Raw genomic sequence first — 17,951 nt, 5'->3', positions numbered from 1 at the left:
CCGATACCATCGGGATGGAACAGGCTCCGCTGGCGCGTCCTGACCGATGACCGTCCGGCTGCGCTCCCACCATCTGCTTTGCCTGCTGACCTATATCGGCGAAGGGTACAGCGCAGCCTTCGTCGCCAACTATGACGTGATCGCGAAACGTCTGGGCCGGGGCGAGGATATTCTGATCGTCTCCGGCCCCGACGACATCTGTCGGCCGCTGCTCGGCGAGGCCGAGCCCCACTGCTTGCGCGAAAGCGCCGCAGGCCGGGACGAACTGGCAGCACGCGATGTCGGCAAGCTGCTGACCCGGCCGATCCGGGCCGGCGTCCGCTTCAGCCTCGACGCGGCAACGCTTGCCGCCTTGCGCGCGGCCTTTTCAGCCGGCGTGACGCGTGAGGCCTGCCAGGGTTGCGAGTGGGCCGGCCTGTGCAGCACGATAGCGGCAGGCGGATATCGCGATGTCAGGCTGTAGCTCCCAACCCCGATCTGCTATTGTCGGAACTGACAGTGTCTGCGTCGCCATGGTTTGTTAATCGGGTGACCCGATTGTGAATTCGGCCCGGATTGAAGCCTGACCCCAAAAAGGCCATGCTTTGTCAGGAAACATCGAGTCTATGGCTTCTCCGCGCCGACGCGGGATGGCGCTTGGCTGAAAGGGATACGATGCGGCAAGGACGTGCGCGCTGGCTCGCGGGGCTGGCAATTGTGGCAGGAATGGCGATTTCTCCGCTGCCTGCCTACGCCAAGGAATCGACCGACCCGGTCAAGATCACCTCCTTCTCGGGCGCCTATCTCGCCGCCCGCATCGCCGAAGGCGACAACGACCTCGACAATGCCATCGCTTATTACAAGCAGGCGCTCGCCTTCAATCCCGGCGACACCTCGCTGCAGCAAAGCCTGATGCTGTCGCTGATCGCGCAAGGCCGCTTCGAGGAATCGCTGGTCTATGCCGACAAGCTCAAGGCAGTTCCCGACGTCGAGCGCTTCTCGCGTCTGGCTCTGGCGGTCGATTCCTTCCACAAGAAGGATTTCACCAAGGCGCAGTACTGGCTCAAGCTGTCGCTCGAATCCGATCTCGACCGGCTGATTTCCGGCGTCATGTCCGGCTGGGCACAAGAGGGCGCCGGCGACCCCACCGGGGCGATGGCCTCGATCGACAAACTGCAGGGGCCTGACTGGTTCGGCCTGTTCAAGTCCTTCCACCGCGCGCTGATCGCCGATGCCGCAGGCCTATCGGACAAGGCCGACGCGCTTTATGACGCGACCCTGACCGACGTCACGGCCGGCGGTGCCGCGCCCGAGACATGGATGCGCAACGCCCAGGCCTACGCGTCTTTCCTGGCGCGCAAGGGAAACAAGAACAAGGCGCTCTACGTGCTCGACAAGGCCGAGGCGTTCGCGCCCGGCAAGCTCGACATCCAGGCGCTTCGCGACAGGATCAGCAAGGGCGACAAGATCGAGCCCTTCGTCGCCAGTCCCTCCGAAGGCGCCGCTGAAATCCTGCTCGACCTCGCCATCGCGCTCAATCGCGGCGGCGGCGAGCCGTTCGTGCGCCTCTATCTGCAATATGCGCTCGCGCTCAAGCCCGACAGCGACGCCGCTTTGGTGCAGCTTGCCGCCGTTGCGGAGCAGCTGAAGGACGGCGAAGGCGCCATTGCGCTCTATAGCCGCATTCCAGCCTCCTCGCCGCTGAAGGAGCTTTCCGACCTGCAGCTCGGCCTCAACCTTGCCGATCTCAACCGTCACGACGAGGCTATCGCCCATCTCAAAGCATTCGTCGAAGCTCACCCCGATGACATGCGCGCCTATCTGGCGCTGGGCGGGGTCTATGCCTCGAAGGAGGATTTCCGCTCCGCCGCCACTCTCTACGACAAGGCGGTCGCGGTGCTGAAGACGCCGACCAATGCCAACTGGAACATCTACTATCAGCGCGGCATCGCCTATGAGCGGCTGAAGGAATGGCCGAAGGCCGAACCGAACTTCCTCAAGGCGCTTGAGCTGTTCCCCGACCAACCGCAGGTGCTGAACTATCTCGGCTATTCCTGGGTCGACATGAAGATGAACCTCAAGGAAGGCCTGGCGATGATCCAGAAGGCCGTCGACCTCAGGCCGAGCGACGGCTACATCGTCGATTCGCTGGGCTGGGCCTATTTCCGCATGGGCCGGTTCGACGACGCCGTGCGCGAAATGGAGCGCGCCGTGTCGCTCAAGCCGGAAGATCCGGTGCTCAACGACCATCTCGGCGATGCCTATTGGCGCGTCGGCCGCAAGCTCGAAGCCACTTTCCAGTGGAATCAGGCGCGCGACCTGAAGCCGGATCCCGATGTGCTTGCCATTTTGCAGCAGAAGCTGATGAAGGGCCTGCCGCCGATCGAATCCAACACGGCGCAGGAAACCCCGAAGGTCAAGCCGGCCACCCCGCCAGCGCCGAAGGGGTGATCGGGCCATACTTCTGATGAAACGGGGCTCGCTGAGCCCCGTTTTTTCGGCTTGGCGTCTTAGAGCAATTCCAGGAAAATGTGCGCGGTTTTCCGTTCGGAATTGCGACAGAAACAAAGAGATAGAGACGCCCTATCGCGATCGTCATTCTATGGCGGAGCAAGGAGCGAAGCGACGCGGCGCAGACCATAGAATCCATGCCGTGACCTTAAGGGGTTGCGAGGGTGCAGAATTCTGCTCCGCTGCGTTCTTCGATCAAGGTCACGGAATGGATGCCAGGGTCTGCGCGACGCCGCTTCGCGGCTGCTTCGCCCTGGAATGACGAAGTCGGGAAGGCTTTCAGCCAATCTCCAGCGTTGGCGCTCATTCTAGAACAGCTTTCGGTAGACGACGAACCCCGAGAGATCGCCGATCTTGTCGTAGAGCTTCATCGCCGTGTGGTTGGTTTCGTGTGTCAGCCAGTAGACGCGGCTGGAGCCTGCGGTTTGCGCCCTGGTATAGACGTCTTCGATCAGTGCCCGGCCGACGCCCTTGCCGCGCGACGCCTCATTGGTGAAGAGATCCTGCAGATAGCAGTTCGGCGAAATCGCCGTCGTGGTGCGGTGGTAGAGATAGTGGACAAGGCCGAGAAGCTTGCCTTCGCTCTCGGCGACCAGCGCATGCATCGGCTCATAGGCATCGAAGAAGCGCGACCATGTCATTGCAGTGATGTCACCGGGCAAGGCGGTCTCGCCCGAGCGGCCGTAAAACGCATTGTAGCCGTCCCACAGCGGCAGCCATTGCTCGTAATCCTCTCGGGTGACGGGGCGTACGGTGAACTGGCCTTGCATGGCTGAACCTTTGTCGTTGAAGCTGGGCGAGCAAACGGCCACCGGCACCGTCCGGCAATGGGCCAGTCCGAAGCAAAGCGTTCAACCTCTCATCAAGGCGGCGATAGGCGCTGCCTTGACGCCTACCGGCCCGGCAACTAGGGAATGGCATCATTTCAGCGCTTTCCGAGGCCGCCGTGACGTCAGACAGTCCAGTCCATATGCATCCCAGCCGCTCGTTCCAGGGGCTGATCCTGACCCTGCACAATTACTGGGCCGCCTATGGCTGCGTCATCCTGCAGCCTTACGACATGGAAGTCGGCGCCGGCACCTTCCATCCGGCCACCACGCTGCGCGCGCTCGGGCCCAAGGGCTGGAACGCCGCCTACGTCCAGCCCTCGCGCCGGCCCAAGGACGGCCGCTACGGCGAAAACCCCAACCGGCTGCAGCATTATTACCAGTACCAGGTGATCCTGAAGCCCAACCCGCCGAACCTGCAGGAACTCTATCTCGGCTCGCTCAAGGCAATCGGCGTCGATCCGTTGCTGCACGACATTCGCTTCGTCGAGGACGACTGGGCAAGCCCGACGCTTGGCGCCTGGGGGCTCGGCTGGGAGTGCTGGTGCGACGGGATGGAAGTGTCGCAGTTCACCTATTTCCAGCAGGTCTGCGGCATCGAATGCGCGCCGGTGGCGGGAGAACTGACCTACGGCCTGGAGCGGCTGGCCATGTATGTGCAGGGCGTCGACAATGTCTACGACCTCAACTTCAATGGCCGAGAAGGCGCCGAAAAAGTCACCTATGGCAATGTCTTCCTGCAGGCCGAGCAGGAATATTCCAGGCACAATTTCGAATATGCCAACACCGCCATGCTGCTCAGGCATTTCGAGGACGCCGAAGCCGAATGCAAGGCGCTGCTCGCGGCCGGCGCCCCGGCTTCGAACGACAATCTGCCGATGCACCGCATGGTCTTCCCGGCCTATGACCAGTGCATCAAGGCCAGCCACGTCTTCAACCTGCTCGACGCGCGCGGCGTGATTTCGGTGACCGAGCGGCAGAGCTACATCCTGCGGGTGCGCAATCTGGCGAAAGCCTGCGGCGAGGCATTTTTGCAGACCCAGGCCGGCGGGCTCGCCGCCTGAGGCTCACTTCATCATTTCGGGGGAAATGTTGATTGGCGCCGAGAACTGGCCAGACGATCCCGCCATGGTCCGCATAGCCTGCCGCACACCCGGCATCGAGAAGGCGCCATGCACCTGCGCGGCGAAACAGGCGCTGAGCGCGATGATCTGGAGAAGTCTCGATGCCGTTTTCATGGTCGTTCAGCCAATAGGTCCCTGCCTGAGCGTTGGTCGCTTCAGCGCTGCGTTTGGTTCATGGAAATCTTTGATCCAAGGACGGGCGGGCTGGTTGCGGCCCGACAGGGGCGGTCAAAATTCCTGGAAACAGCGGTCAGCCGAGTTGCTATGCCCTCTTACCTCCCCCTAGATGGGGGAGGTCGCCGCGAAGCGGCGGGTGGGGGTGACAGCGCGACGTTCCATGCCAAAACTCGATCGATTCAAGCTGCAGTCTGCGCAAAGGCTTCGCGCGGCGATGACCGACGAGGAACGCATCCTGTGGCGGCATCTGTGGCGCATTCCAGTAGAAGGCACTCATTTTCGCAGGCAGGCGTCGGTAGGCGTTTACTTCCCTGATTTCATCTCCCACCGGCTGAAGCTGATCATTGAGGTGGACGGTGCCCGTCACAGCTTCGATGACCAGCTGCGCCATGACGAGCGTCGAACGAAATGGTTCGAGAGCCAAGGCTACCGCGTCATTCGCTTCTGGAACCATGAAATCAAAAACGAACTGGATTCCGTGCTCGATACGATCTATGCGGCGGTGGAAGAACGAAAATCACACCTGCGTTTGCGCGATGGTGCCGAAGGTATCGGCGGCTGAGAGGTCGCCACCCCACCCCGGCGCTACGCGCCGACCCTCCCCATCAAGGGGAGGGTGGGAGCTTAACCATGCCAGACCTGCTCTTAGAACTTCGCTCCGAGGAAATTCCCGCCCGCATGCAGCGCAAGGCGGCGGGCGATCTCAGGAAGATGCTGACCGACGGTCTGGTCGCGGCGGGTCTGACCTATGACGCCGCGCGCGAATACTGGACGCCGCGGCGCCTGGCGCTCGATGTCAGGGGCCTGACCGCGCGCTCGAAGGACATCCACGAGGAAATCAAGGGGCCGTCGACGACGGCGCCGGAACAGGCGGTGCAGGGCTTTCTGCGCAAGGCAGGTCTTGCCTCGGCTGCCGAGGCGCATGTTCATTCCGATCCGAAGAAGGGCGATTTCTACGTCGCCCATATTTCGAAGCCGGGCAGGGCGGCGGAAGAAGTCATCGCCGAGCTGGTGCCGGCCATCATTCGCAGCTTCCCGTGGCCGACATCGATGCGCTGGGGGCCGGCTTCGGCCAAGCCCGGTTCGCTGCGCTGGGTGCGGCCGCTGCAGACGATCCTGTGCACCTTCGGCCCGGAGACCGAGGAGCCGGTGGTGGTCGATTTCGAGATCGATGGCATCCGCTCGGGCAATATCACCTACGGCCATCGTTTCATGGCGCCGGGTGAAATCACCGTGCGTCGCTTCGACGATTACGTGACCAAGCTCGAAGCAGCGAAGGTCGTGCTCGATGGCGACCGGCGCAAGGAGATCATCCTTGCCGACGCCCGCAACCTCGCCTTCGCCAACGGGCTCGATCTGGTCGAGGACGAAGGGCTGCTGGAAGAAGTGTCGGGCCTGGTCGAATGGCCGGTGGTGCTGATGGGCGAATTCGAGCAGGCCTTTCTTGCCATTCCGCCAGAAGTGGTCCGGCTGACCATCCGCGCCAATCAGAAATGCTTTGTCACCCGGCCGCAGGGCGACGGCGAAAACCTTTCCAACCGCTTCATCCTCACCGCCAACATCGAGGCCAAGGACGGCGGCAAGGAGATCGCGCACGGCAACGGCAAGGTGGTGCGCGCGCGCCTGTCGGATGCGCTGTACTTCTGGCGCACCGACCAGGGCGATCTGCCCGATCTCGAGCAGCTTGAAGCATCGGCGGAAAAGTTCGGGCTCGATCTGAAAAAGCCGCTCGACCAACGCATGGCCCGCCTCGACCATCTCGGGGTGACTTTCCACGCCAAGCTCGGCACGCAAGGCGAGCGGGTGGAGCGGATCAAGCGGCTGGCGGAAGAGCTGGCGCCAACAGTGGCGCAGTCGATCTCCCCCCTTGAGGGGGAGATGGCCGGCAGGCCAGAGGGGGTCGCTTCGGCTGCCGCGACGCCGTCCGGTCTCTCGAAGAAAGAGGGAGTTGGCGCTCCACGCGAGACGACCCCCTCTGTCGCCTTCGGCGACATCTCCCCCTCAAGGGGGGAGATTGCCGCGCTCGCCGGGCGTTCGTCGGTGCTCGCCAAGGCCGATCTCACCACCGAAGTGGTCGGAGAATTCCCCGAACTGCAAGGCGCCATGGGCCGCAAATACGCGCTGCTGCAGGGCGAGCATCCGTCCGTGGCCGCGGCGATCGAGGAACATTACAAGCCGCAAGGGCCGTCGGATAGCGTGCCGACCGATCCGGTGTCGATTGCCGTCGCACTCGCCGACAAAATCGATACGCTGGTCGGGTTCTGGGCGATCGATGAAAAGCCGACGGGGTCTAAGGACCCTTACGCGCTGAGAAGGGCCGCACTGGGTGTAGTCAGGATATTGGTCGAGAATGGCATCAAGCTGGCAATGTTGAGTTTGCTAAGAGCTGCTCATACCGCCCAATACGACCGGCTGCACAGCCGCAAGCTAGTGGTAACGGAGATAGATCCGACGGACTTTGAATTGCCAGAGGACCATCCGGACACCCTTTGGGGGCAGTATGATTTTTCGGACGAAGGTCGGGAGATTTACCTAACAGACGGCTGTAACTATGCACGTTTTGAAAGCGGTCAGATCGCGGAGGTGTATACGTTTCGAGGCTCGTTAGAAGTTCTCTCCGACCTCATCGCCTTCTTCCACGACCGCCTGAAAGTCTATCTCCGCGACCAGGGCGCCCGCCACGATCTCATCGATGCGGTCATCACGCCGCAGTCGGACGACCTCCTGCAGATCGTGCGCCGCGTCGAAGCTCTAGGGTCCTTCCTCGACACCGAGGACGGCAAGAACCTGCTCGCCGGCACCAAGCGCGCGGCCAACATTCTGGCGGCCGAGGAGAAGAAGAAAACGCGCGTCGCCGAGACTGTTGAGCCGGCGCTGTTTCGCGAGGAGGCCGAGAAATCGCTGTTTGCAGCGGTGAATCAGGCGGAGAGAGAAGCCGGCGAAGCGATTCAAAACGAAGACTTTTCCGCCGCCATGCTGGCGCTTAGCGTGCTGCGCGAACCGGTTGATTCATTCTTTGAACGTGTTCTCGTGAATGATGAGGACCAGGCCGTGCGCGCCAACCGTCTGGCATTGCTCGCCCGCATCCGCACGGCCACCGACCAGGTGGCTGATTTCTCCAGAATAGCTGGCTAGCTAAGGGACGGACAAGCCCGAACACGGGCGGCGTTCACACGCCGCCCGTCTTGTTTTCAGTCCTCCCGAGGCTGACTCCGTCAGTCCTCCAAAATGCTGACATGCACGCTGTCTGAATAGACGTCGACCTGGATCAGCGGCTCGCCATTGACGATGGCGTTCCGTGTCGAGGAGCTCATCGCGCCACTGCGCTTCAGCATGCGTTCCAGATACGCGCGATCATCGTTGCTGCGGAACCAGTCATCGCCCTGGTCGTCGGCGTCGCGCCGGTGGAACTTGTGCCAGTTGGCACGGTCCTGCCGCACCATCTGTGCTGCGCTGCTCAGCTCATAGCCGTCGCTGGCATGGTGGTCGCGATCGGAAATGCGCGCGACGTAGGACCCTAGCTCGTCACCGGCCTGCGCGCCGCCGACACCTATAGGTGACGCCAGCAACAGGCCGGCAATAGTCAAAGATTTCGTCATGTTCATGATAACCCCTCGCTCTCCTAGAACCCGGCGCGCTCATGCCAAACCCGATTGGCGAAATTGGGGCCGCCGCCGCCAAGCCGATCGTGCGCCGGGGCGTCGATCGGCGTCAAGCGGAATGGATCGGCCGACTGTCTTGGCCGACTGTCTTGGCTGAATGGCCTACTCGGCTTTGCCGACGCCCTCGATCGGCTGCTGCGGTGTTGCTGCCGGCTGCGGCGCTGCCGGTTCCGACTCGGGCTTGCCGTTCGATGCCGTTGCAGTTCCTGCTGGTGCGGTCTCTGCCGTCGTCTCCGCTGCCGGCGCTGAAGTGCTCGCCCTGGCCGGAGCCGGCGCGGCGAAGGCACCGCCGACGACGCCGCCGCGAATGATCATCGGATCCTGCCTAGGCTTTTCGGGGATCGCCGCGACCTTTTCATAAGTCACATCGGGCTGGGCATCGCCGAGCGCGACGATCGATGGCGACGAAGCGATCCTGACCGGTTCGGATCCGCCAACCTTGATGACCGATGGCGTCGAGGTCGAGACGCCGAGAAAGACGATCGACGAGGCGTGCGCCCCACCGGTCATCGCCGCCAGGGTGAAACCAAGCGCTCCAAGCACACGCATCGACATCGAAACCGTCCCCTTGCCCGACAAGCCGCCAGCCCTAACCGCAAATAGCCTTAACCCCAGTGGATTGATGCCGGCTTGCAGGGAAACGTAGCATTTTAGGCATTGATAATTCGCCAACGCCGGCTTGCCCGAAAACCACTGCCGTATTAGAGCAATTCCAGGAAAAGTGAGTAGCGGTTTTCCGTCCGGAATTGCGCAAAAACAAATACTTAGAGCGTTTCAGCGAACAGCTGAACCGCTCTAATGCATGTCGCTCAAAAGTGGCCCCGGTTTTGAGAGAACGACATGCATCAAACAAAGACCTAAAGCGCGTCGCATGAATCCGGTTCAGCGCGACGCGCTTTAGGTCCGGCGCCTGTGAGGTGAAGCGAGTGGCTGAGATACTATCCGTCGGCGAAGCGATGGAGCAGGCGTTGGCGCTGCTTGAGGGCGGCGACGTCGTCGCCATCCCGACGGAGACCGTCTATGGACTGGCCAGCGACGCGACCAATGGCGTCGGCGTCGCCCGCATCTTCGAAGCCAAGGGCCGGCCGCGCTTCAACCCGCTGATTGCCCATGTCGCCGATCTGGCGATGGCCGAGCGCATTGCGGCCTTCGATCCGCTGTCGAAACGGCTGGCCGAGGCGTTCTGGCCGGGGCCGCTGACGCTGGTGCTGCCGCTCCAACCCGGCAACGGCATCCATCCGCTGGTCACCGCCGGGCTGGACACGATCGCGCTGCGCATGCCCAGGGGGTTCGGCGGCGAGCTGATCGCCAGACTCGGCCGGCCGTTGGCCGCGCCCAGCGCGAACTCTTCGGGCAAGATCAGCGCCACGACGGCGCAAGCCGTCGCGGCCGATCTCGGCGCCAAAATCCAGCTGGTGGTCGATGGCGGCGCCACCCCGGTCGGGCTGGAATCGACCATCGTCAAGGTCGAAGGCAACAGCGTGCGGTTGCTGAGGCCAGGCGGCATCGCTGCCGCCGATATCGAGGCCGTCACCGGCATTAAGCTGCAGCGCGGCGCGACAGCCGGCATCGAGGCGCCCGGCATGCTGGCGTCGCATTATGCGCCGCGCGCATCGGTGCGGCTCGATGCACAGAGTGTGGCTGAAGGCGAGGCTTTGCTGGCCTTTGGCGAGCAGCGCGCGGAAGGCTGGCAAGCGGCCGCGGCCTTGCGCAACCTGTCCGCATCGGGCGATTTGCGCGAAGCCGCAAGCAATCTGTTCGCGTATCTGCAGGAACTCGACCGCAGCGGCGCGGCGACGATCGCCGTCGAGCCGATCCCGTTCGACGGCTTGGGCGAGGCGATCAACGATCGGCTGTTTCGTGCCGCTGCCCCACGTGACAAGCTCGACTGAGCGCCATAGTTTGCGCCCATGAACGACTCCCCCTTCGATCTCGACCCCACCCTCATCGACCGCTTCGCGGCAATCGCCGGCGACAAATACGCGCTGCGCGACCAGGCCGATATTGCGCCGTATCTGACCGAGCGGCGCGGTCTGTGGCATGGCAGGACCGCCTTGGTGCTGCGTCCCGGCAGCGTCGACGAGGTGAGCCGTATCATGCGGTTGGCGAGCGAGACGGGAACGCCGGTCGTGCCGCAAAGCGGCAACACCGGGCTGGTCGGCGCCCAGGTGCCTGACGCATCCGGCCGCGAGATCGTGCTTTCTTTGTCGCGGCTGAACCGCATTCGCGAGATCGACGTCTTGTCCAACACGGTAACAGTCGAGGCCGGCGTTATCCTGCAGACGCTGCAGGAAGCGGCCGATGCCACCGACCGGCTGTTTCCGCTGTCGCTCGCCGCGCAGGGCTCCTGCCAGATCGGCGGCAACCTCTCGTCCAATGCCGGCGGCACCGGCGTGCTCGCCTATGGCAATGCGCGCGAACTCTGCCTCGGCGTCGAAGTGGTGCTGCCGACCGGCGAGGTCTTCGACGATCTGCGCAAACTGAAGAAGGACAACACCGGTTACGATCTGAAGAACCTGTTCGTCGGCGCCGAAGGCACGCTCGGCATCATCACCGCGGCGGTGCTGAAACTGTTTCCCAAGCCCAAGGGGCGCGAAGTGGCCTTTGCCGGCCTGTCGTCGCCGGAAGCAGCGCTTTCGCTGTTCAGCCTGGCGATGGACCGGGCAGGGGCGGCACTCACCGCCTTCGAGCTGATCGGCCGGCGTCCGTATGATTTCACGCTGCGCCATGCGCAGGGCGTCACGCGGCCGCTGGCGCAGGATTGGCCATGGTATGTGTTGATGCAGGTGTCGTCGGGCCGTTCGGCCGAGGACGCCAGGGGGCTGATCGAAGAAGTGCTGTCGGCAGGCCTCGAACAAGGCATCGTCGGCGACGCGGTGATCGCGGCCAGCCTGGCGCAGGGCGACGCGTTCTGGAACTTCCGCGAGGTGCTGCCGGATTCGCAAAAGCCCGAAGGTGCTTCGATCAAGCATGATATTTCGGTGCCGGTGGCATCCATCCCGGCGTTTATCGAAAAGGCGGCCGGTGCAGTGGCTTCGGTCAGTCCGCAGGCGCGCGTGGTCTGCTTCGGTCATATGGGCGACGGCAATCTGCACTACAACATCTCCCGGCCGGAGGGCGGTGACGACGAAGCGTTTCTCGGCCTCTACCACGCCATGAACCATGCCGTGCACGATGTCGTGCGCTCCTTCCACGGTTCGATCTCGGCCGAGCATGGCATCGGCCAGTTGAAGCGCGACGAACTGATCGCCACCGCGCCGCCAATGGCGATCGAACTGATGCGCCGGGTGAAGGCCGTCTTCGATCCGGCCGGCATCATGAATCCCGGTAAGGTTATCTGATCCTTTCAACATTTTGTGGCTGGTCTCATTCCGATAACCATCGCCTGAGATCAGCAAAATTTAACTGACTTTCTTAAGCCGCGCGGCAGAAGCTCGCGCTAATGTTTCACACAACGAGGCCGGGAAAACTGGCCCGGTGGGATCCGTGAAAGCGGCTCTCAGGAGAAACACAGGAAGGCAGCAGATGAACAGTGTATTGAAGCCCGTCTGGGCCGGGCGCAACATGCGCCTCGACCCATTCCGCCTGCCGCAAGTGGTGAGCTATGCCACGCGCGACGACTATGGCGACGTTACCTTTACCATCGACCAGCGCGGCGCCGTCATCCGCCGCACGCTCGAGATGAGCGGCGTGCCGGCGATCATCGCGCTGCCCGCCAACGCGTTTCGCGGCGTCGCCGCCCGCGCGATGGAGGATGCGCAAGGCAATGTCACGGTAACCCTCGAACTCCTGCACAACGACCCGATGCTGTCGGTGCCGCTGCTGGTGGCCGACGATCTCGACGACGTCGCCGCCGACTGGCGCGCCTGGGCCGACGCCTACCGGCTGCAGATGCTGCTGATCGAATCCGACGGCATTGCCCGCACGCTTGAGGAATCGCTCGGCGCCGCCATCAAGGCGCTGCCGGCCAAGGATCGCCGCAAGGGCCGGGTCTCGACCACGCGCCGCCCGCGCTTCCTCGCCCGCCGCAGGGCCGGCGACCTCGGGCTGAGGCTGGTTATTGATGGCCAGGAGATTATTTCGAGAGAATAGAGCGCTCTTCTCCTTCCCCCCTTGTGGGGGAAGGTGGATTGCCGCGAAGCGGCAAGACGGATGAGGGGTGTTCCAGGGAACGCCAACGCCTCACTCCGCTGGAGCACCCCTCATCCGTCTCGGCGCTGCGCGTCGATCCACCTTCTCCCACAAGGGGAGAAGGAAGAGGGAGCCTACACCAGCGGCTTTAGCGCCACCCACAGCGCACCGCCGATCAGGCCGATGAAGATCAACCAGCCGACCTGGTTGTTGGATTTGAACAGCCGCAGGCATTGATCGGGATCGTCGATATCCAGAACCGCTATCTGCCGCGCCATATGGGCGCCGGCCGCGATCAGCCCGGCCAGCGCCACCACCGGCGCCTGCGCCGAGGCGAAGGCGATGGCGAAGCAGACCAGCGTGCCGCCATAAAGCCCGACCAGCCAGGTCTTGGTGTTGTCGCCGAACAGCCGCGCCGTCGAGCGCACGCCGACGATTGCGTCGTCTTCCTTGTCCTGATGTGCATAGATGGTGTCGTAGCCGATCACCCACAGGATCGAGCCGATATAGAGCATGATGGCCGGGCCATCGAGATCGCCGAACTCGACCGCCCAGCCCATCAGCGCACCCCAAGAGAAGGCGAGCCCGAGCACCAATTGCGGCCAGTTGGTGAAGCGCTTCATGAAGGGATAGACGGCAACGATGACCAGCGAGACGATGCCGAGCGGAATGGCGAAGTCGTTGAACTGCAGCAGCACGACGAGGCCCAGCAAGGCCTGGATGACCAGGAACGCCCAGGCTTGGCGGCGCGTCACCTTGCCGGCCGGCAATGGCCGCGAGCGCGTGCGCTCGACCTTGTTGTCGATGTCCTGGTCGACAATGTCGTTATAGGTGCAGCCGGCGCCACGCATGGCGACGGCGCCGACAAAGAACAGGAACAGGAACCACGGCGACGGCAGCAATGTGAGCAACGGGTCTGCCGGGCGGGGATAGGCGCTGGCCGCAAGCGCTGCCGACCACCAGCAGGGCCACAGCAGCAATTGCCAGCCGATCGGCCGGTCCCAGCGCGCAAGCTGCGCGTAAGGCCACAGCCAGCGCGGCAATATCTTGTAGACCCAATGGCCGCTCGGCGCGTCGGCGACGCGGCCCTGTGCGGCTTTCGACTGGATGGTTTCCATCGTGCTGGAGTGGCAGCAGCGGCGTGCGCCGTCAAGCGGCCGCATTGTCGCTCAGGCGGTGAAAATATCGTGGCTGGCAAACCATTCCTTCGCCACCTCCGTGAAGGCCAGCGCCGCCTTCGACAGCCTTTGCCTTGTGTCATGGGTGAGGATGATGCGCTGCATCGGCAGCGGATCGGACAGCGGCTTGCAGACCAGCGGCAGCCCGTCATAACTCCTGTCGCCATAGGGCCTGGTGTAGCTCACCGCGACGCCGAAGCCGTTGGCGACCATGCTGCGCTGCAGTTCGAACGAACTCGCCGTCGATTGCGAGACCGGCGACAGGCCGCGGCTGAGGAACAGGTCCAGCATATGCTGCCAGCTATGCGGCTGGTCGGTGGTGATCAAGGGATGGGTCGCCAGCTCCGCCAGGCTGACGCTCGCCTGGCTGGCCAGTGCGTGGCCTTGCGGCAGAAGCGCGTGTGGCCGCAGCTCATGCAGCAGGATGCGGGCGAAGTGCGAGGGCAGGCCGAGATCGTAGGTCAGGCCGAGATCGATTGCCGCATCGCCGAGCCGCCGGCCCAGCGTCTCGAAGGTCTCGTCGCGGACCACCACGGTGACCGCCGGGCAGCGTTGCGAAAAAGCGCGGATCAGCGCCGGCGCGAAATAGGGCGCCAGATCCTCGAAACAGCCGAGCACAAGTTCGCCCCCGACATCGGCGTCGCGCGTCCCGAGCCCAACCAGTTCGTCCGCTTCGGCCAGCACCTGCTTTGCCTTCGCCACCGCGCTGCGGCCGAACGAGGTCAGCGCGATGCCGCTGCCGCGCTGGCGCACGAACAGTTTCTGGCCGAGCGTCGCTTCGACATTGTCGATCGCCACCGAGATCGACGGCTGTGAGACGTTCAGCATCCGCGCGGCCGCGGTGACGCTGCCATGCCGTGCGACGGCGACGAGGTAACGCAGCTGGGTGAGGGTCAGATTCATAGTCTAAAACTATAAGAGAGATGAGAAGTTATTATTTTACGCGATGTGCGGCGGCTGCGATAGTCGGTCATCGAAACAGGGAAGACATGAGATGGCCGCCAGACATATTGATGCCGCAGCGATTGCCGACTACCAGCGCGACGGCGCGGTCTGCATACGCGGCGCCTTCAAGGACTGGGTCGGCACCATCGCCGCCGGCATCGAGCGCAACATGCAAAACCGCAGCGCCACGGCCTCGGACATCGCCAACGGCAAGGGCAGCTTCTTCGACGATTACTGCAATTGGGAGCGCATTCCCGAATTCGTCGACGTGGTGCGCAATTCCCCGGCCGCGGAACTCGCGGCAGCGGCGATGCAGTCGCGCAGCGCCCAGTTCTTCCACGACCATGTGCTGGTCAAGGAACCGGGCACGCAAAAGCCGACGCCTTGGCACCAGGACATCCCGTATTACTTCGTCGATGGCACCCAGACCGTCAGCTTCTGGATTCCGATCGATCCGGTCAAGGAAGCGACGCTGCGGCTGATCGCCGGCTCGCACAAATGGGACAAGATGATCCTGCCGGTGCGCTGGCTCGATGACAGCAATTTCTATGCCGGCCAGGGCGATTACCTCCCCGTGCCCGATCCCGACAAGGACCCGTCGCTGAAGGTGCTCGAATGGGAGATGGAGCCGGGCGACGCCATCCTGTTCGACTTCCGCACCGCGCATGGTGCGCGCGGCAATCCCACCGCGGCGCGTCGCCGGGCGCTGTCGCTGCGCTGGGTCGGCGACGATGCGCGCTATGTCGAGCGCCCCGGCCGTACCTCGCCGCCCTATCCCGGCCATGACATGAAGCCCGGCCAGAAACTGCGCGAGGACTGGTTCCCGGTCGTCTTCCAGAGCTGATACCGGCCGGGGACGCCGTGCTCTCGGCGCGACGTTGCCGTGCGCAACCGGCAAGCAGCGGACCAAAAGTCTTGACCCGCGCTGCGCAGCGCAATAGCGCAGTCCCTGTCGTGAAATGACAAGGGACATCGGCATGCGCGTTTTGTTGATCGGCTCCGGCGGCCGCGAACATGCCCTGGCCTGGAAGATCGCGGCCTCGCCGCTTTTGACCAGGCTCTATGCCGCGCCCGGCAATCCGGGCATCGCCCACGAGGCCGAACTGGTCAAGCTCGACATCGCCGACCATGCCGCTGTTGCCAGCTTCTGCCAGGACAACGCGATCGATCTCGTCGTCGTCGGGCCGGAAGGGCCGCTGGTCGCCGGCATTGCCGACGATCTGCGTGAGCAGGGCATCCGCGTCTTCGGCCCGTCGAAGCGGGCAGCGCGGCTCGAAGGCTCGAAAGGTTTTACCAAGGACCTTTGCGCCAAATACGGCATCCCGACCGCCGCCTATGGCCGCTTCACCGATCTTGCCTCGGCGAAAGCCTATGTCGAAAAGGTCGGCGCGCCGATCGTCATCAAGGCCGACGGGCTTGCCGCCGGCAAGGGCGTCACCATCGCCATGACGCTGGACGAGGCGCGCGCCGCCCTCGATGCTTGTTTCGACGGCGCATTCGGTGACGCCGGCGCTGAGGTAGTAGTCGAGGAATTCATGACCGGCGAGGAGGCGAGTTTCTTCTGCCTGTGCGACGGCACGACCGCACTTCCCTTTGGCACCGCGCAGGACCACAAGCGCGTCGGCGATGGCGATACCGGCCCCAACACCGGCGGCATGGGCGCCTATTCGCCGGCGCCGGTGATGAGCCCCGAAATGGTCGAGCGCACCATGCGCGAGATCGTCGAGCCGACCATGCGCGGCATGGCCGAGCTTGGCGCGCCGTTCGCCGGCATTCTGTTTGCCGGGCTGATGATCACCGACAAGGGGCCGAAGCTGATCGAATACAACACCCGCTTCGGCGATCCCGAGTGTCAGGTGCTGATGATGCGGCTGAAGGACGATCTGCTGGTGCTGCTCAACGCCGCCGTCGACGGCCAGTTGGCGCACAGTTCGATCCGCTGGCGCGACGATGCCGCGCTGACCGTGGTGATGGCGGCACAGGGCTATCCCGGGACGCCGGAAAAAGGCTCGGTCATTCGGGGTCTCGACGAAGCCGCTGGCGAAGGCGTTGAGATTTTCCATGCCGGCACTGCCATCAATGGCGGCGCGCTGGTCGCCAATGGCGGCCGCGTGCTCAACGTCACGGCATCAGGCAAGACGGTGGGCGAAGCGCAAAGCCGCGCTTACGCCGCGCTCGACCGTATCGACTGGCCGCAAGGCTTCTGCCGCCGCGACATAGGCTGGCAGGCGGTGGCGCGGGAAAAGGCCAGCGCCGCCACATAAGCCTCAGCGCTCGCGAACCAGTTCCGTCGAAGCGGTGCTGACCGGGTCGGCGGCCTGCGAGAAGGCGGCCTCGAGCAGAGCCTCCGAACGATACGTGGTCCGCTTCCAGGCGACATACTCGGCAATGCCGAAGCGCGCGCGGCGCGGCACCGTCTTGACCACCGGCATGCGGAAGGCGGCGCGGAATGTCTGCCAGCGCGCGCCGAGCACCGCCACCATTTCCTCGACCGTCGGTGGCGTCGCCACATCGGCGTATGTGATGGTGACTTTGCCAGCGAGCCCGGCCGCGCGCGACACCGGCACCGGTATTGAGGCGAGGTAGTCGGGCGGCACGTCGATCAGGCCGCCGAAGGGCCATTGCTGGCGCAGTGCCGCCGCGTCCATCGGCGCGACGTTGACGTCGATGTCGTTGGGCGTGCCGGCGACGCGGTAGGGGCAGCGCAGGCGCCCGCAATTGGCCTGCGCCGAGAACTGCCACAGCGCATAGCCCTGCCAGTTGCCCATCGGAAAATGCACGTCGATGTCGGGCTTGTAGCGCGCATACCAGAGCGGCAGCCGCGACAGCAGACGGTATTGGTAGCGGTTGTCGGCGATGTACTGGGCGGTCTTGCCGTTGGTGTAGAGGATCGGGAAACGGCCGAGCCGCCGGTGCACCTGGCGCACGAATTCCTCGGCATCCTCGAGCGACATCCATTGCGAGGGGTCGTTGCCTTCGAGATCGAGGGCGAGCAGATCGTCAGGGGCTGGCTCGGCGAAATCGATGAAACTGTTGGCCTGCTCGAGCGGATTGCCGGGGCGGGCAAGATGATACGCGCCCCATTTCAGGCCGAGCGCCTTGGCCACCACCTTGCGCGTCTGAAACAGCTCGCGCGTCACCGCAAAGCGTTTCCACAATGTCTTGCAGAGTTTGACCGTAGGCTCGTCGCCGTAGCAGAAATAGGGCGGCGGCAGCCCGTCGGAGGCCTTGTTGATGAAGCCGACAATGCGCTTGTCGGTTGCAAGCTGCGCCCAGTCGATGGAATTGTATTCATAGGCGTCGACCACCAGCGCGCGGTCGCCATCCCGCCAAGGCTCGGAAAAGTCCGAGGCTGTAGCCGCTGACGTCAGCGCCATCATCGCCGCGAGAGCGATCGCTGAGCGGCGAAGAAGATGC

17 protein-coding genes are annotated in these 17,951 nt (G+C 63.8%); 10 read left to right on the top strand and 7 right to left on the bottom strand.

Going from position 1 to position 17,951, the window contains the following annotated elements; genetic code table 11:
• Positions 1–46: 46 nt before the first annotated feature.
• Together NLY42_RS29060 and NLY42_RS29055 are read left to right on the top strand one after the other, a co-directional pair.
• Positions 47–463, top strand: a complete 417-nt coding sequence (locus NLY42_RS29060; protein ID WP_023740684.1) for a DUF1284 domain-containing protein — start codon at positions 47–49, stop codon at positions 461–463.
• Positions 464–654: 191 nt separating this feature from the next.
• On the top strand, positions 655–2,430 hold the full coding sequence (locus NLY42_RS29055; RefSeq protein WP_023754084.1) for a tetratricopeptide repeat protein: 1,776 nt from the start codon (positions 655–657) through the stop codon (positions 2,428–2,430).
• 368 nt (positions 2,431–2,798) lie between these two features.
• Here NLY42_RS29055 and NLY42_RS29050 read toward each other — a convergent pair whose 3' ends face one another.
• On the bottom strand, positions 2,799–3,260 hold the full coding sequence (locus tag NLY42_RS29050; protein WP_023687114.1) for a GNAT family N-acetyltransferase: 462 nt from the start codon (positions 3,258–3,260) through the stop codon (positions 2,799–2,801).
• 200 nt (positions 3,261–3,460) lie between these two features.
• Here NLY42_RS29050 and NLY42_RS29045 point away from each other — a divergent pair, with 200 nt between their 5' ends.
• On the top strand, positions 3,461–4,381 hold the full coding sequence (locus NLY42_RS29045; protein WP_023696573.1) for a glycine--tRNA ligase subunit alpha: 921 nt from the start codon (positions 3,461–3,463) through the stop codon (positions 4,379–4,381).
• Between the two features lie 3 nt (positions 4,382–4,384).
• Here NLY42_RS29045 and NLY42_RS29040 read toward each other — a convergent pair whose 3' ends face one another.
• The gene (locus NLY42_RS29040; RefSeq protein WP_023702047.1) at positions 4,385–4,555 is read right to left on the bottom strand and encodes a hypothetical protein; all 171 of its coding nucleotides are present in this window, start codon (positions 4,553–4,555) and stop codon (positions 4,385–4,387) included.
• A gap of 223 nt (positions 4,556–4,778) precedes the next feature.
• Between NLY42_RS29040 and NLY42_RS29035 the strand changes: the two genes are divergently transcribed.
• Together NLY42_RS29035 and glyS are read left to right on the top strand one after the other, a co-directional pair.
• Positions 4,779–5,180, top strand: coding sequence for an endonuclease domain-containing protein (locus NLY42_RS29035; RefSeq protein ID WP_023754085.1), 402 nt, complete (start codon positions 4,779–4,781; stop codon positions 5,178–5,180).
• A gap of 68 nt (positions 5,181–5,248) precedes the next feature.
• Positions 5,249–7,753: a glycine--tRNA ligase subunit beta gene (gene glyS / locus NLY42_RS29030; protein WP_023754086.1), complete on the top strand. Its 2,505-nt coding sequence runs from the start codon at positions 5,249–5,251 to the stop codon at positions 7,751–7,753.
• Positions 7,754–7,833: 80 nt separating this feature from the next.
• On the opposite strand, the gene NLY42_RS29025 is transcribed toward glyS, so the two are convergent.
• Complete coding sequence (locus NLY42_RS29025; RefSeq protein ID WP_023754087.1) at positions 7,834–8,223, bottom strand: hypothetical protein; 390 nt, start codon at positions 8,221–8,223, stop codon at positions 7,834–7,836.
• A 159-nt stretch (positions 8,224–8,382) separates the two neighbouring features.
• Entirely contained in the window at positions 8,383–8,835 is a 453-nt protein-coding gene (locus tag NLY42_RS29020; protein ID WP_023754088.1) for a hypothetical protein, read from the bottom strand.
• Between the two features lie 371 nt (positions 8,836–9,206).
• Here NLY42_RS29020 and NLY42_RS29015 point away from each other — a divergent pair, with 371 nt between their 5' ends.
• The 3 genes from NLY42_RS29015 to NLY42_RS29005 all read left to right on the top strand — a co-directional run bounded on the left by NLY42_RS29015 (position 9,207) and on the right by NLY42_RS29005 (position 12,372).
• Positions 9,207–10,172, top strand: coding sequence for an L-threonylcarbamoyladenylate synthase (locus tag NLY42_RS29015; protein WP_023754089.1), 966 nt, complete (start codon positions 9,207–9,209; stop codon positions 10,170–10,172).
• 18 nt (positions 10,173–10,190) lie between these two features.
• The gene (locus NLY42_RS29010; RefSeq protein WP_023754090.1) at positions 10,191–11,621 is read left to right on the top strand and encodes an FAD-binding oxidoreductase; all 1,431 of its coding nucleotides are present in this window, start codon (positions 10,191–10,193) and stop codon (positions 11,619–11,621) included.
• A gap of 184 nt (positions 11,622–11,805) precedes the next feature.
• A complete protein-coding gene (locus NLY42_RS29005; RefSeq protein WP_023684357.1) occupies positions 11,806–12,372 on the top strand; it encodes a DUF6101 family protein in 567 nt (188 codons plus the stop codon).
• A 173-nt stretch (positions 12,373–12,545) separates the two neighbouring features.
• Here the strand turns inward: NLY42_RS29005 and ubiA are convergent, their stop codons facing one another.
• The gene (gene ubiA, locus NLY42_RS29000; RefSeq protein ID WP_023754091.1) at positions 12,546–13,529 is read right to left on the bottom strand and encodes a 4-hydroxybenzoate octaprenyltransferase; all 984 of its coding nucleotides are present in this window, start codon (positions 13,527–13,529) and stop codon (positions 12,546–12,548) included.
• 51 nt (positions 13,530–13,580) lie between these two features.
• A complete protein-coding gene (locus tag NLY42_RS28995) occupies positions 13,581–14,492 on the bottom strand; it encodes a LysR family transcriptional regulator (RefSeq protein WP_023668455.1) in 912 nt (303 codons plus the stop codon).
• Between the two features lie 91 nt (positions 14,493–14,583).
• On the opposite strand from NLY42_RS28995, the gene NLY42_RS28990 reads away from it, so the two are divergent.
• Positions 14,584–15,378 (top strand): phytanoyl-CoA dioxygenase family protein, encoded by a 795-nt coding sequence (locus NLY42_RS28990; protein WP_023754092.1) that lies wholly within the window; start codon positions 14,584–14,586, stop codon positions 15,376–15,378.
• A 133-nt stretch (positions 15,379–15,511) separates the two neighbouring features.
• Positions 15,512–16,798 carry a phosphoribosylamine--glycine ligase gene (purD, locus tag NLY42_RS28985; RefSeq protein WP_023754093.1) on the top strand — a complete coding sequence of 429 codons (1,287 nt, stop codon included), beginning with the start codon at positions 15,512–15,514 and terminating at the stop codon, positions 16,796–16,798.
• A gap of 3 nt (positions 16,799–16,801) precedes the next feature.
• Here the strand turns inward: purD and NLY42_RS28980 are convergent, their stop codons facing one another.
• Positions 16,802–17,914, bottom strand: coding sequence for a glycoside hydrolase family 25 protein (locus NLY42_RS28980; RefSeq protein ID WP_023723281.1), 1,113 nt, complete (start codon positions 17,912–17,914; stop codon positions 16,802–16,804).
• Positions 17,915–17,951: the final 37 nt, after the last annotated feature.

Origin of the sequence: Mesorhizobium sp. C372A (genome assembly GCF_030323245.1) — a bacterium.
In the GTDB taxonomy this organism is placed as follows: Bacteria; Pseudomonadota; Alphaproteobacteria; order Rhizobiales; family Rhizobiaceae; genus Mesorhizobium.
This window is presented reverse-complemented; position numbering and strand designations above follow the sequence as displayed.